The following is a 13,235-nucleotide window of genomic DNA, read 5'->3' as shown; positions in this document are numbered from 1 at the left end:
TCCAGATGAACAAGACATCCCATGGCGACATGGGATGTTTATTTAGAGGGGAGAATTGTATTTATGGCGGGTGGATTTTGGGCGAAAAACTGGTTTAAGGTAGGTATTACCGTCGTTCTGCTTGCGATCATCGCGTCGTTTGCCTACAAATTATACGGTCAGGAGCAAGCCAGTGCATATTTGAAGGATAAGCCGGTAGGCACCGCGGCGCCGTTTGAACTGACGGATACGGAGGGCAAGAAAGTTTCTTCTTCCGATTTCGACAACAAGGTTAAACTGGTGTATTTCTTTTTCGCAAGCTGTCCGGACGTATGTCCGATAACGACCAATTTTTTATCCAAAGTCCAGGATGAGATGAAAGTTCAGAAAGTATTTGCGGACAAAGCCGACATTGTATCGATCTCATTCGATCCGGCCAGAGACACGCCTGCGGCCCTCAAGGAGTATGCGACCCGCAACCGCGCCGATTTCACGGGATGGAAATTTCTGACCGGCACGGACGAACAGGCAATGGCACAGCTGGCCAAGAAGTACTCCATCGGAGTCACAAAGGACAACACGGGGAATTTCACGCATTCCAATGTCATCCTGCTGGTGGACAAAAAAGGCCAGATTCGTACGTATTACAATCCGGGCAGACCCGATCTCGATTACAAAACCATCGTCAAAGACATCAAGACGTTGAGCAAGGAATAGGCGGACCTATAAGGCAGGAGCCGGGGGATACAGAATGTATTCCTCGAGCCCTGCCTTTTCCAATTGCTGAATCAAGTATTCCTCCGGTGTGCCTTCCACGCCCGCGTATCCGCGTCTCGTGTAAATTTGCTCGCCGTCCGGGAAGAGATCCCGGAGGCGACCGCGAATTTTTTTGCCGGAAGAATCGTTGTCGGTAAACACATACACTTCACTCGTCCCGACTTTTTTCTTCAGCTGTTCCAGAGCTTCGGTGCCGGGAGTTCCGTATGTACAGTAAATATCGACTTCACTGCAGAGCAGACGCCGGAGCCTGCTGCGGTCGTTTTTTCCCTCTACGATAATAGCGATAGACATATTCCCGGTTCCTCCGTTCAAGCTCATTTCCGTTTGTCTGTTCAAGGTGCAGATAAGTGTCGATATTTATTATAATGGACAAAATTCCGGCTCACAAATAGTCCGATCGGCAAAGAATGAAGGGCATTTCCTGGGAAATGTCGAAACGGCAAAAAGACGGCTTGAACGCTCAAGCCGTCTTTCGCGTCCTTTTGCAGGCGCTATGCTATATGGCTAGATGAAGGTGCGCGAAATGATAACCAGCAAAATGAACAGAACGAGAATCGTTCCCGTCGAAGTCCAAACGCCGTATCCGCCGGTTGCTCCCATTCGTGTTCACTCCTTTGTTCGATGATCCCCTTACCCAGTAACGTATGTATGCCTAGCGAAAAGGAATTCCTGTGCTTCGCCCAATAATGGCGGGAAACGAAACGGACGGAATCAGACAGCCGCGGGCTTGTGCTTCAGAACCCGGAACGGAAGGAGAGTCAGAGCGGCCATGAGGATGACGAAGGCAATGAAGTAGGGCGAGATGGAGTCGCGGAGCTTGCCCGCCACCATCGGACCGATAAAAGCGCCGATGGAGTACGCGATGGAGAGAAGTGAGAACACTCTCCCGTAACGGTTGCTGCTTGTAATTCCGGCGAGCAGGGTCGCGAGCGACGGGAAAATAAGGCCTTTGGCCATCCCGATCATAAACAGGGTGACGGTTAAAGGAAGCGGCCAGTCCACCGCGAGACCGAAGAAAAGCACCGCCAGGGCAAGAGCTCCGGAAACGGTCCGGTGGGCGGGCGGTATCCGGTTCAGGAACAGCATACTGAGTGTAACGAGAGCGCCGAGACTGATCAGAGAGAAGAATAGCCCGGAAGTAAGCAGCGAAGACTGCGCTGTTTTCATCAGGGGAAGCTCGAAGAACAAAATTCCCTGCGAACAGGAAATCGCCAGCGGAACGAAATAGAACATCCACGGGATTTTGTTCGCGTCTCCGCCGAGACCTCCGGAGTTGTCCGCCGCATGAACCTGTCCGGGCTTCAAGCCTGTACCCTGCGAACCGGCTTCCTGCGTGCCGGGTATATCGCCGCCGCTTCCCGGCTTGCGGGACAGGGCGGCGGATACGCTTTTCCCCGTGTGACCGGAACTCGTGTTTAGCGGGGGAAACGCGGCTTCCGGGCGCGTTTCTTTCAGCCACGGAATGGACAGCAGTCCCGTCACGATAAGCAGCCAGCCGAGCAGCGTGAAGGAGGCCGTGAAGCCGAACTGGGCGACAAGATAGGCCCCGGCGGCGGGAGAGACGACGGAAGCGAGCGTATGGATCAGTCCGTTTCCGGCCATAAGCTTGCTCTGGTGCACGCTGTCTTTGGCGATTTTGGCGAGCATCGACAAGCAGGCGGGAGACAGAAAGGCGAGAACGAAGCCGCTGATGGAACGGATCATCAGAAGCTGCCAGGGGTCCTTAACCTGCGATTGAAAGATAAGCACGATACCTGCTACAATCAGGCTGAACACGATGAAGAGCTTGCTTCCGTATTTATCAACCCCGTAGCCGGCAAGAAGATTGCCGGGGAGATGGGTGAGGGAATACATGCCCATAATCAGACCGATAAAAGAAGGCGCCGCGCCCAGGGACAGGGCGAAGGGTGTCAGGATGGGGTATTGGGCATGTAAGTCGAAGAATGCGACAAACATGAAGAAATAGAGCCATATTGCCGTTTTCATAGGTAGCACACCGCCTCGATATTTTTTGCTGGCGAAACAACTTCTCGGTTCCGTTCGTCTTCTCTAGATGTACGCCCCTTGTCCCGTACTTATGCTACCGTTAGCGTTTAGGCACGTAATAGGAAAGGAAGAAGGTGGCCGTATGGACCGGTTCATCGTTGCTTTACTGGCTGCGCTCGGCGCTTTAGCCGTTATCCGGTTTCTGGGAACGAGGCGGAGCGTACGGCAGGAAACCGACCGCGAAGAACAGATTCGGCAGGAATTGAAGGAGCTTCGCAGAAAACGGGAAGAGGAATAAAGACTTTCCGCGGTCGGAGCCGGTATTTTATTTTACAAAGGGGGATATACAAGGAAATGGATGCCTGGATAGCGTTTTTTCAGGAGCGCTGGCTGCTGATTCTCGTGGCTGTCATCGTTCTGCTCGTCGTCGTCAGTCTCGTCAAAACGGTGGTCAAGTGGCTGCTGGTTATCGCCATTGTGGGGGCGCTGGTGGTTTACGGAGCCAACTATAAGGAAACGCTGCAAAGTATCGGTAACGCCGCATTAACCGAGCTCAGCAGCCAAGCGGTCAAAGCCGTGCAGAACGAAGCCAAGGATGCCACCTACACCGCCAACCCGGACGGTACTTATACAGCGGCGACCAAAAATGTTAAAATTGTAGGAACACCCGGTTCGTCCGAGGTGTCCGTCACGTTTATGAACCAGACTTTTAAGGTTAAAGCAGAAGAAGCGGTCCGCGCATTCGTCGAGCAGGCGAAGAAGAACGCCGGCCAATAATACAAAACGAAGTTATCTGTGCAAAAGGAGGCCCGCATGCCTATGTTTACCTCGTTGTTTTCCGGGGACACGACGATCAATTTCATCTCGGTTGTACTTATCCTCATCGTGATCGTTTCAGCCATTCAAGGCATCATACGCGGAGCCTCCGGTTCTGCCAAGCATCTGCTGCGGATGGTCTGCGAAGTGCTGATCACGATAGTGACCATCTATCTGGCCTGGCAGACGGCGACCCTGATTTCGGACCCCGTCCGCAATTGGCTGAGCAGCCTGGCCATTCAAATACCGGCCCAGGAAATGCCGGTCTGGAAGCAGACGTATTACACGGCCGTTACGGCTATCCGCGATTTCGAGCTGTTCCGCTTCGGCGTGCTGTTCCTGCTGGCTTATCTGATCATCCGTCAGGCTCTGTACTGGTTCGTCGATCCCGTCCTGCTCAGATGGGCGCAAAGCCGCTGGGACCGGGAGGACAGCCCTTCCGTCATCAGTGCGGCGACAGGCGCTCTGATCGGGTCCGTAACGGGCGTTTGGAGGGCCTTGCTCGTCGTAGCCGTCCTGTTTGTTTTTGTGACGCTGTTCCCGCAGGCGAAGCCGACAGGGTACATCCAGGCTTCGTCCCTGTACCAGAAAGGCGCGCAGGAAGTTATCCAGCCGTTTACGGGCGATTTTCTGCAGAACCAGGTGCCTGTCTTCACCCGGGCCGTGGAACAGGAATTCAGCCAGATTCTGCAGCGTAAATACGAGGTTCTGGATGCGAACATTCCGAACAATATTTCCGCGGCCGCCCAGGAAGTCACGAAGGCGGGCAAGACCGACGAAGAGAAAGCGGAGCTGCTCTACAAATGGGTCGGCAGCCGGGTCGAATACGACTGGAACAAAGTCGAGCTATACGAGCAGCAGCGTATCTGGAAGGAACAGACGCCGGAGGATACGTTTGCGACGCGCAAAGGGGTATGTATCGACTATTCCCGGCTCTACGCCGTTATGGCCCGTTCCGTCGGTCTCGATGTGAAAGTAGTGACCGGCCTCGGGTATGACGGACGCGGCGGATACGGTCCGCATGCCTGGAACGAGGTGTATCTGGCGAATTCCAAGGAATGGATTCCGCTCGATTCCACCTGGTTTTCCAGCGGAGGCGACTGGTTTAACCCGTCCAACTTCAATCAGACGCATATCCGTGAAGCTTAAAGGACCGCTCCCTTACCGGGGGCGGTTTTCTTTTGCAAGAATCGTAAAGGAAGAGGCTTTTCCATTCTCTTACATTTTTCTCCCGGTACCCGTCTATGGTAAACTGATAGGTAGAGCTATGAAAGAAAAGGTGACAAGGAAGGAAGCAAGATGCACAACGAAGATTTAGAAAAACCGGATTCCTCTAAACGTTTCTCAGTTCGCATTAATTTGTTCTTTTTCATGACGTTTATTTTGTTTTCCGTTCTGATCGTCCGCCTGGCTATCCTCCAGTTTGTCGAAGGAGACAGGCTCGCGGAAGAGGAGAACTCGGCCACCAACCGGGAAACTCCCATCCCTCCGATCCGGGGCAATATTTACGATTCCAACAGCTACCCCATCGCCTATACGATTCCCGTTCAGTCGGTCTTTTTCCGGATTGAATCGGGGCAGAACAATAAGGACGAGGTGGTCGGTCTCGCCCGCAAGCTTGCGGAAGTTTTCCAGCAGTACGGGTCCAAGACCGCCAAACCTTTAACGCCCGAGGAAATCGTCGAGCTGATGGACGTAGGCTACGATATCAACCAGCAGCAGACGAAGGCGCCGAGCTATTACTCCATTCCGAGAAGGATCAAAGCCGATCTTACGAAGGAAGAGGTCTCCTACTTGCTGGAGCACCGGGATGAATTCAAATGGATCGAAGTGATGGAAGAGAGCATACGGACCTACGACCAAGATAAAATCGCGGTTCAGCTGACCGGATACATGCGGCAGTTTTCGACTGCGCGGGAATCCAAATACGGGCTCAGTTTTTATAAAAACAAAGAAAACACGGCCGAGTATCTCGATACGGAAGACGTCGGCTATGACGGGCTTGAGCTGATGTATCAGGAAGAGCTGCGCGGCAAGAACGGTTATAAGAAATATCCCGTGAACTCCTCGCAGAAAATTATCGGGCCCGTGTCCATCACGAAGCCGGAAAAAGGCAACAACCTGTACCTGACAATTCACAAGGATATCCAGAACCGCACGGAACAGAAAATTATGGATCATCTGGCTTACCTGCGTCAGCCGAAATCCAGCTCCTACGGCTATTCGCCGAATGCCCGTTCGGGTTACGCCGTCGCCATGGAAGTCGATACGGGACGTGTCGTCGCCATGGCCAGCATGCCGGATTACGACCCCAATCTTTGGACCGGCGGGATTAAGACGACGGAATACAAAAAAATCCAGCCGTTCGTCAACAACGGGACGATTACGACGGCCTATCCGGATTATCCGGAAAACGAGCTGAAAAAGCATGCCAATTCCATCGTGTACATGGGTTCGACGATTAAACCGCTGACCGTGCTTGTCGGGCTCAAAGAAGGCTTTTTCGGCGTGAACGATTATTATAACGACAGGGGCTCTTATTCGTTCGGTAAAAAGGGGTCGCAGAGCACGATCTGGAACTCCGGCCGCAAAGCGTTCGGTCCGATCAATGCCGCCGATGCGCTCAAGCATTCCTCCAATACGTTTATGTCCGCATTGATCGGGGAACGGCTTTATTTCGACCGGGAAGACGGGTTGAAGGTGTGGGACGATTACTTGAAGCGGTTCGGCCTCGTCGTGTCTACGGAAAGCGGCCTTCCGAACGAGTATGCGGGTTCCAACGAATCGCTCGCCAACGCGAAGCTTGACAGCAGACAGTCCGCTCTCGTTTACGCTTCCTGGGGACAGAACGAGAAGTCGACCACACTGCAGCTCGCCCAGCACACCGCCATGCTCGCCAGCCGGGGCAAACGGATGAAGCCGCTTTTCGTGGACCGCATTACGACGTACGAAGGCGAGACCATCAAGAAATTCGATCCGGTTGTGCTTAGCGAGGAAAATTCGTTCAAGCCCCAGTACTGGGATACGATTTTCAAAGGCATGAAGGAAGTCAGCAAGCAGGGCTTCGACGGCGTCAACTACACCGTAGCCGCCAAAACGGGTACGTCCACGCAGCAGATCGGCTCCAAAGAGGTGGACAACGCCGTATTTATCGCGTTCGCTCCGGCCGATAAGCCGAAGCTTGCCGTTGCGGTCGTCGTTCCCGAAGGGGGCTACGGCTCATACGGCGCCGCTCCGATCGCGAGGGAAATGTTCGACGCGTACGACGAATATATCGGTCTGAACGGCACCCCGCGCGGACCGGCTAACGGCAAGACGGACGGCACAGGCAAGAACTAGGCAGTGCCGGGCCGGCAAGCAAACCGGCAGTAATACGGCAGTAATACGGCCGACCAAACAGCATCGCCAAACCGGGCACCTGCTCATGTTTGTCACTTCCAACCGGAAGAGACATAGACTGAGAGCAGGGAACCCGGTTTTTTGTTACCTTAAAAGTTGCCTAATGCCAACAATTATGTGCGAAGGAAAAGGGGCGGTGGACATGAAAAAACGGAGGCTGGCTTCATCTGTTAAACGCCTTATGTGGGTTATTGCTTTTTTGTAAACGAGGGCTGCCCGCGGTCCCCGGAAAAAGTCGGAAACGCTTCTGTTACGAGGGAAATGAAGTGTCTCCGGCACGCTCCAAAAGCCGCGGTTAAAGGGGGCCGCGAGTTTTCATTTTCAGAAAGGCGACCGGGTGTGCTATACTAGTTTATCGAATAACAACAAGACTAGTTGTAGCTTTAGTGGAGGTGTGAATCACTCGTGTGTGGTATCACCGGTGTTATGTATTTTGAAGATAGAGAGCCATCCGTATCCATGCTTCGGCAGATGACGGACGTGATTCATCACCGCGGCCCGAACGACTCGGGCTTCTGGACAGAGAATCGTATCGGGCTCGGGTTCCGCCGACTGTCGATTATCGATATTGCGGAGGGCCATCAGCCGCTTTGCAACGAAGACGAATCCGTTTGGATCATTTTTAACGGGGAAATTTACAATTATAAATCTTTGCGGAGCATGCTGCAGGACCGCGGCCATGTTTTCCGGACGAACAGCGATACCGAAGTCATCGTCCACTTGTACGAAGAATTCGGTGAAGAATGCGTGAAGCATCTTCGTGGTATGTTCGGTTTTGCCATCTGGGACCGCCGCAAGAAGCAGCTTTTCGCCGCCCGTGATCATTTCGGCATCAAACCTTTTTATTATCAGTACAACGACCGGCAGCTGCTGTTCGGTTCCGAAATCAAAAGCCTTGTCGCATCGGGAAGCGTAAGTCCGTCCATCCGGACCGAGAGCCTGATGAACTACTTGACGTTCCAGTACGTCCCTGAACCGAACACGATGTTCGAAGGGATTCAGAAGCTGCCGCCGGCGCATTACATAAAAGCGTCCTTCGACGGCGAAATGTCAATTCACCGCTACTGGGATCCGATGTTCGATCCGGTGGAACGCCCCTTTGGGGAATATGTGGAGCAAATCCGCGAAACGCTCAAAGATTCCGTCGTCCATCACATGGTGAGCGACGTGGAGCGGGGCTGCTTCCTGTCCAGCGGAATCGACTCGACCGCGATTGCGGCTCATATGCGCCAGATCGAGCCTATCCGGACGTTCTCCGTCGGTTTCGAAGGCCCGAACAACGAGACCCTGATCGCGGCTGAAACGGCCAAAGCGCTCGGTACGGAGCACTACTCCAAGATCATCACGCGCGAAGATTTCTTCAACACGCTGCCGAAAGCCGTTTGGCATCAGGACGAGCCTGTCGCCGATCCTTCGGCTATCGCGCTCTATCACGTGGCCCAGCTTGCCCGTGAGCACGTTACCGTGACGCTGTCGGGCGAAGGCGCGGACGAGCTGTTCGGCGGCTACCGGATCTACCGGGAACCTCTATCGCTGGCCCCGCTGGAGAGCCTGCCGCTTTCCGTACGCCGCATGCTGCACCGGCTGGTAAAAATGCTGCCTGCAGGCATGAAGGGCCGCAACTACCTGCTTCGCGGAACGACTCCGCTGGAGGAGCGCTTCCTCGGCAACGCGAAAATTTTTACCGAGGATATGAAGGCGGAAGTGCTGCGCGTGGACACCGAGATGTTCAAGCGTTATCAGAATCCGTTCCAGATTGCCGCCCAATACTATGACAAGACGAAGCATCAGGATCCCGTGACGCGGATGCAGTACATCGACATGAACCTGTGGATGCCGGGCGACATCCTGATGAAAGCGGACAAAATGACGATGGCCCATTCCCTGGAGCTGCGCGTTCCTCTTCTCGACAAGGAACTGTTCGAGGTTGCCCGCCGCATCCCGACGAAATACCGGATTGCCGAAGGAACCACGAAGCATATCTTCCGCAAGGCGATGGAAGGCATCGTGCCGGATTTCATCCTGAATCGTCCGAAGCTCGGATTCCCGGTTCCGCTGCGCGACTGGCTCAAAGGGCCGACGGGTTCCACGATGGTGGAGCAGATTAAAGCGAGCGGCATCGAGGACTATGTAAGGATCGACGCGGTCGAAAGAATGGCCAAGCTGCATCAGGACGGGCAAGGCGATTATGCACGCCGCCTGTGGACCATTTACATGTTCGCTCTCTGGCATGCGACCTACATGGAAGAAACCACGAAGAAAGCCGTAGCCGTGTTCTGACATAAAAAGTTCCGTTTAGCTCCAGATTCCCTTCCGGGAGTCTGGGGCAATACTTACGAGCGGCTTTTCTGCCGGAAAGCCTGGAGGAGGAAACATTTTGAGTCAATATAAGCTGGTAGCGCTGGATATGGACGGTACGCTGCTTAACGAAGAAAAGCAGGTCTCCCCTGCGAACCGGGAAGCGATTTACGCGGCTTTGGAAGCGGGAGTCACCGTTATTTTCTCGACCGGACGCGGCGTGCAAAGCGCTCTTCCTTATGCCGAAGAGCTTAAGCTGGAAACGCCGATTGTTTCCGTCAACGGAAGCGAAGTCTGGAAAGCTCCGCACGACCTTCTGAAACGTACGCTGCTTGATTTGGATCTTGTACAACGGATGTACGATCTGGCGATTGAGCACGATACCTGGTATTGGGCTTATTCGGTCGAGGGCATGTACAACCGGGAAAACTGGGCGGAGGACATCACTAAACCCCAGTGGCTCAAATTCGGCTTTTACACGGAAAATAAAGAAAGCCTGGAGATCATCCGCGGAGAGCTGGCCCGCTGGGGAGAGCTTGAAATCACGAACTCCCATCCGGACAATCTCGAGCTGAACCCCAAAGGAATCAGCAAAGCGAGCGGCATCGAGGAAGTCTGCAAGCTTCTTGGCATCGAGATGTCGCAGGTAATCGCCATGGGCGACAGCGAGAACGATATCGCGATGATCCGTGCGGCGGGTCTCGGCGTAGCGATGGGCAATGCCCAGGACGGCGTGAAGCGTATCGCCGACCTTGTTACGGTTACCAACGACGAGGACGGCGTCGCCAAAATCATTCAGGAATACGTGCTGGACCCGTTATCCGCCCACTAAGATTACGGGGGAGTTTTCGGGAAGAAAGGATGAGAAGACATGGCTATTTTGGGATGGATCCTCATTATTTTGCTGTTTGCCGTCGGGATGCTGGGTGCGATTTTTCCTATTCTTCCGGGCGCGCTCGCTATTTTCGGAGCTTTTTTCGTCTACGGGTTTTTCTTCAGCTTTGAACCTTTCGGTTTCTGGTTCTGGCTGATCCAATCGGCGGTCGTTATCGCCATCACCATCGCCGACTATCTCGTGAGTGCGTTCGGCGTCAAAAAATTCGGCGGTTCCAAGGCGTCCGTATGGGGAAGCACGATCGGGCTGCTCGTCGGCCCGTTCGTCATTCCGGCTTTCGGGCTTATCCTGGGACCTTTTATCGGCGCTGTGCTGGGCGAACTGATCCACGGCTCGAACCTTAAGCATTCCGCCCAGGTCGGGGTAGGATCGGTTCTCGGTTTCTTCTCCAGCGTTGTCGTCAAAGTCGTTCTTCAACTGCTGATGATCATTCTTTTCGTCATCTGGATTTAACCCGTTCAGGGTTACCCGTCAAAAAAAGGCGGACTGCGGAAGCGCGCGGAATACGCCTTATTTTCCCCATTGGAAAGGAAGACCGACATGATTAAAGTAACCGTGTGGAATGAAAACGTGCATGAGAAAACGAATGTCAAAGTAGCCGAAGTATACCCGGAAGGCATTCACGGAGCGATTGCGGCGGGGATTGCGGGAGACTCCTTCCAAATCCGCACAGCAACGCAGGATCAGCCCGAGCACGGGCTTACGCAGGAGGTTCTGGATGACACCGACGTTCTGATCTGGTGGGGACACAAAGCCCACGACGAAGTCGCCGATGAAATCGTGGATCGCGTTCACAAACGCGTATTGGACGGCATGGGGCTTGTAGTGCTGCACTCCGGTCATTTCTCGAAAATTTTCAAAAAGCTGATGGGCACTTCCTGCGATTTGAAATGGCGCGAAGCCGGGGAGAAAGAACGCCTGTGGGTCGTGGATCCTTCCCATCCGATCGCCGAAGGCATCGGGCAATATTTCGAGCTGGAGCAGGAAGAAATGTACGGGGAGCATTTTGATATTCCCGCACCGGACGAGCTGGTCTTCGTCAGCTGGTTCGAAGGCGGCGAGGTATTCCGCAGCGGCTGCACCTATCATCGCGGGCAGGGCAGGATTTTCTATTTCCGTCCGGGTCATGAAACGTATCCGACTTATTACAACGAGAACGTTCTGAAAGTCATTACAAACGGCGTGAAATGGGCGGCTCCGGTACATACGGCGAAGCCTGTTTACGGAAACGCGCAGCCTTTGGAGAAGCTTCAGGCGAAGTAAAGCGGCGTCAGCCGATCATGTCCGGAAAAGGATCTCCTTTTCCGGTCTTATTATGTATGGGGAGAAGGAACGACATTGTCTAAGGATTCGCTAGTCAAAGGCACTCTGATCTTGACGGTCGCGGCTTTGATTGCCCGCTTTCTCGGTGTATTTCAGCGTTTTCCGCTCGTTTATATGCTGGGCAACGAGGGAATGGCGAGTTATGCGATCGCTTTTAACCTCTACAGCAATCTGCTGGTTATCGCAACGGCGGGCATTCCGAGTGCCCTGAGCAAAATGATTTCCGAGCGGACCGCGCTCGGGCGGATGGATGAAGCGAACCGGATCTACAAAGCCGCGTTGATATTCGCGGTCGGAGCCGGGGTTGTCATGTGCTTGGTCTTGTTCCTTCTGGCTCCGCATTATGCGGAATCGTCCGGCGATCCTCATGCCACGCTGGCGACGCTGGCCATCGCTCCGGCCCTGCTGTTTTTCCCGCTGATCGCCATCATGCGCGGTTATTTCCAGGGCCGCCAGCGGATGATGCCCAACGGCATCTCGCAGGTTATCGAGCAGATCGTCCGTCTGATTACGGCGGTAGGGCTCGCTTATCTGCTGCTGGGCGTTTCATTGGACTGGGCCGTGGCGGGCGCGTCCTTCGGCGGTGTAACCGGCGGAATCGCTGCTTTGGCCGTCATGCTGTATTACGCGCTCAAGCTCCGTAAAGAAGACAGGGGGACACTGCCGGTTTCCGAACCCGTGTATGCGGAAAACGGTCAAAGCCGCCAGTCGGGAGGGAAACTCCGTTACGGGCAAATTTACGGTCAGCTTCTCAGGCTGTCTATTCCGATCGTTATTTTTTCGATTACCGTTACGCTGATTTATAACATTGACTCTTCCACCATTATTCCGCTTCTGCGGGATCAGATCGGCGAAGCCAAAGCCAAGGATATCGTCGGTATCCTCGGCGGGCAGGCCCAATCGCTTGCGGGGCTGCCGATCGTGCTGGCGATCGCGCTCAGCCAGTCGGTCGTTCCCATTATTTCGGGAGCCTACTCGCGACGGGATCTGGAACTGGTCCGCAACCAGTCCTCCCGCGTGATGCAGCTCGCTATCCTGTCCGGCCTGCCCATGGTTCTGGCGATCTGTACGGCGGCACGCCCGCTTTCGGGCATGTTCGACTATGGCGGTACTCCGACAGGCTACGAGTTCGGCCCTCCGATGATCGCGATGATGACCGCGGGAGCAATGTTCCAGATTATCATGCAGACGTCGGGCGCCATCCTGATGGGCATGGGCAAAATGCGCGCGCTCGTGTCCAGTGTCGTCTTCGGCATAGCCGTAAAGCTGCTCGGCAACCTGATTCTATCGCCGTGGCTCGGCATTTACGGCATTCTGGCTTCGACGATGCTATGCTTCATCGTCATGTCCGCCTTTAACCTGGCAGTGATGCGCAACGTGGTTTCCTTCCGCATCATGGCTCGGCGCCGCTGGACCGGTCTTGTCGTCACGACGGCTGTCGTCGTGGTGATCGGCGTGTTCGCGGAGCGGCTGCTCTTCGAGCATCTCCACTTGTTCCCGTGGAGAGTCGTGAACGCAACCGTCAACGCCGTCGTGATCGGCGCCTTGGCCTGCGTGCTCTATGTCATCCTTCTGTTTGTCACGAAAGTGGTCACGAAGGATGACATCAAGACCTTCCCCGCGCCGCTGCAGAAGCTTTATGCGAAGGCTGGCCGTGTACTCGGCCGCCGGGGATAAAGCTCCCGCGGAGCGACCGGCGCCGAGGCCCTCACGGCTTCGCCCGCCGGGCCTCCGGTCCACCGGACCAACCGATAAAACG

General features: G+C 54.6%; 13 protein-coding genes. 10 read left to right on the top strand and 3 right to left on the bottom strand.

Features of this window, described 5'->3' with window-relative positions; all coding sequences use genetic code 11:
* The first annotated feature begins 63 nt into the window (after nt 1-63).
* Nucleotides 64-696, top strand: a complete 633-nt coding sequence (locus AC58P5_RS09660) for an SCO family protein (protein ID WP_497385921.1) — start codon at nt 64-66, stop codon at nt 694-696.
* A gap of 6 nt (nt 697-702) precedes the next feature.
* Here AC58P5_RS09660 and AC58P5_RS09655 read toward each other — a convergent pair whose 3' ends face one another.
* The 3 genes from AC58P5_RS09655 to AC58P5_RS09645 form a co-directional block, all read right to left on the bottom strand.
* On the bottom strand, nt 703-1,050 hold the full coding sequence (locus tag AC58P5_RS09655; RefSeq protein WP_497385920.1) for a ribonuclease M5: 348 nt from the start codon (nt 1,048-1,050) through the stop codon (nt 703-705).
* A 213-nt stretch (nt 1,051-1,263) separates the two neighbouring features.
* Nucleotides 1,264-1,359, bottom strand: coding sequence for a YjcZ family sporulation protein (locus AC58P5_RS09650; RefSeq protein WP_497385919.1), 96 nt, complete (start codon nt 1,357-1,359; stop codon nt 1,264-1,266).
* A 111-nt stretch (nt 1,360-1,470) separates the two neighbouring features.
* A complete protein-coding gene (locus AC58P5_RS09645) occupies nt 1,471-2,745 on the bottom strand; it encodes an MFS transporter (RefSeq protein ID WP_497385918.1) in 1,275 nt (424 codons plus the stop codon).
* A 142-nt stretch (nt 2,746-2,887) separates the two neighbouring features.
* On the opposite strand from AC58P5_RS09645, the gene AC58P5_RS09640 reads away from it, so the two are divergent.
* From AC58P5_RS09640 to AC58P5_RS09600, 9 genes are all read left to right on the top strand, one after another.
* Nucleotides 2,888-3,043, top strand: a complete 156-nt coding sequence (locus AC58P5_RS09640) for a hypothetical protein (RefSeq protein ID WP_497385917.1) — start codon at nt 2,888-2,890, stop codon at nt 3,041-3,043.
* 56 nt (nt 3,044-3,099) lie between these two features.
* A complete protein-coding gene (locus AC58P5_RS09635; RefSeq protein WP_217558421.1) occupies nt 3,100-3,522 on the top strand; it encodes a hypothetical protein in 423 nt (140 codons plus the stop codon).
* Between the two features lie 42 nt (nt 3,523-3,564).
* Nucleotides 3,565-4,710, top strand: coding sequence for a transglutaminase domain-containing protein (locus tag AC58P5_RS09630; RefSeq protein WP_497386056.1), 1,146 nt, complete (start codon nt 3,565-3,567; stop codon nt 4,708-4,710).
* A 150-nt stretch (nt 4,711-4,860) separates the two neighbouring features.
* Complete coding sequence (locus AC58P5_RS09625; protein WP_497385916.1) at nt 4,861-6,900, top strand: peptidoglycan D,D-transpeptidase FtsI family protein; 2,040 nt, start codon at nt 4,861-4,863, stop codon at nt 6,898-6,900.
* A 465-nt stretch (nt 6,901-7,365) separates the two neighbouring features.
* Nucleotides 7,366-9,240: an asparagine synthase (glutamine-hydrolyzing) gene (gene asnB, locus AC58P5_RS09620; RefSeq protein WP_497385915.1), complete on the top strand. Its 1,875-nt coding sequence runs from the start codon at nt 7,366-7,368 to the stop codon at nt 9,238-9,240.
* Between the two features lie 97 nt (nt 9,241-9,337).
* The gene (locus tag AC58P5_RS09615) at nt 9,338-10,090 is read left to right on the top strand and encodes a Cof-type HAD-IIB family hydrolase (protein ID WP_497385914.1); all 753 of its coding nucleotides are present in this window, start codon (nt 9,338-9,340) and stop codon (nt 10,088-10,090) included.
* A 39-nt stretch (nt 10,091-10,129) separates the two neighbouring features.
* Complete coding sequence (locus AC58P5_RS09610) at nt 10,130-10,606, top strand: DUF456 domain-containing protein (RefSeq protein ID WP_497385913.1); 477 nt, start codon at nt 10,130-10,132, stop codon at nt 10,604-10,606.
* Nucleotides 10,607-10,693: 87 nt separating this feature from the next.
* A complete protein-coding gene (locus tag AC58P5_RS09605) occupies nt 10,694-11,416 on the top strand; it encodes a ThuA domain-containing protein (RefSeq protein WP_497385912.1) in 723 nt (240 codons plus the stop codon).
* Between the two features lie 75 nt (nt 11,417-11,491).
* Complete coding sequence (locus tag AC58P5_RS09600; RefSeq protein ID WP_497385911.1) at nt 11,492-13,153, top strand: putative polysaccharide biosynthesis protein; 1,662 nt, start codon at nt 11,492-11,494, stop codon at nt 13,151-13,153.
* Nucleotides 13,154-13,235 lie beyond the last annotated feature (82 nt).

This window comes from Paenibacillus sp. JT31N7, from assembly GCF_059692095.1.
This window is presented reverse-complemented; position numbering and strand designations above follow the sequence as displayed.

Excerpts from the sequence above, each read along its gene's own strand:
- AC58P5_RS09660 (WP_497385921.1), top strand. The coding sequence starts at position 64 with ATGGCGGGTGGATTTTGGGCGAAAAACTGGTTTAAGGTAGGTATTACC.
- AC58P5_RS09655 (WP_497385920.1), bottom strand. The coding sequence starts at position 1,050 with ATGTCTATCGCTATTATCGTAGAGGGAAAAAACGACCGCAGCAGGCTC.
- AC58P5_RS09650 (WP_497385919.1), bottom strand. The coding sequence starts at position 1,359 with ATGGGAGCAACCGGCGGATACGGCGTTTGGACTTCGACGGGAACGATT.
- AC58P5_RS09645 (WP_497385918.1), bottom strand. The coding sequence starts at position 2,745 with ATGAAAACGGCAATATGGCTCTATTTCTTCATGTTTGTCGCATTCTTC.
- AC58P5_RS09640 (WP_497385917.1), top strand. The coding sequence starts at position 2,888 with ATGGACCGGTTCATCGTTGCTTTACTGGCTGCGCTCGGCGCTTTAGCC.
- AC58P5_RS09635 (WP_217558421.1), top strand. The coding sequence starts at position 3,100 with ATGGATGCCTGGATAGCGTTTTTTCAGGAGCGCTGGCTGCTGATTCTC.
- AC58P5_RS09630 (WP_497386056.1), top strand. The coding sequence starts at position 3,565 with ATGTTTACCTCGTTGTTTTCCGGGGACACGACGATCAATTTCATCTCG.
- AC58P5_RS09625 (WP_497385916.1), top strand. The coding sequence starts at position 4,861 with ATGCACAACGAAGATTTAGAAAAACCGGATTCCTCTAAACGTTTCTCA.
- AC58P5_RS09610 (WP_497385913.1), top strand. The coding sequence starts at position 10,130 with ATGGCTATTTTGGGATGGATCCTCATTATTTTGCTGTTTGCCGTCGGG.
- AC58P5_RS09605 (WP_497385912.1), top strand. The coding sequence starts at position 10,694 with ATGATTAAAGTAACCGTGTGGAATGAAAACGTGCATGAGAAAACGAAT.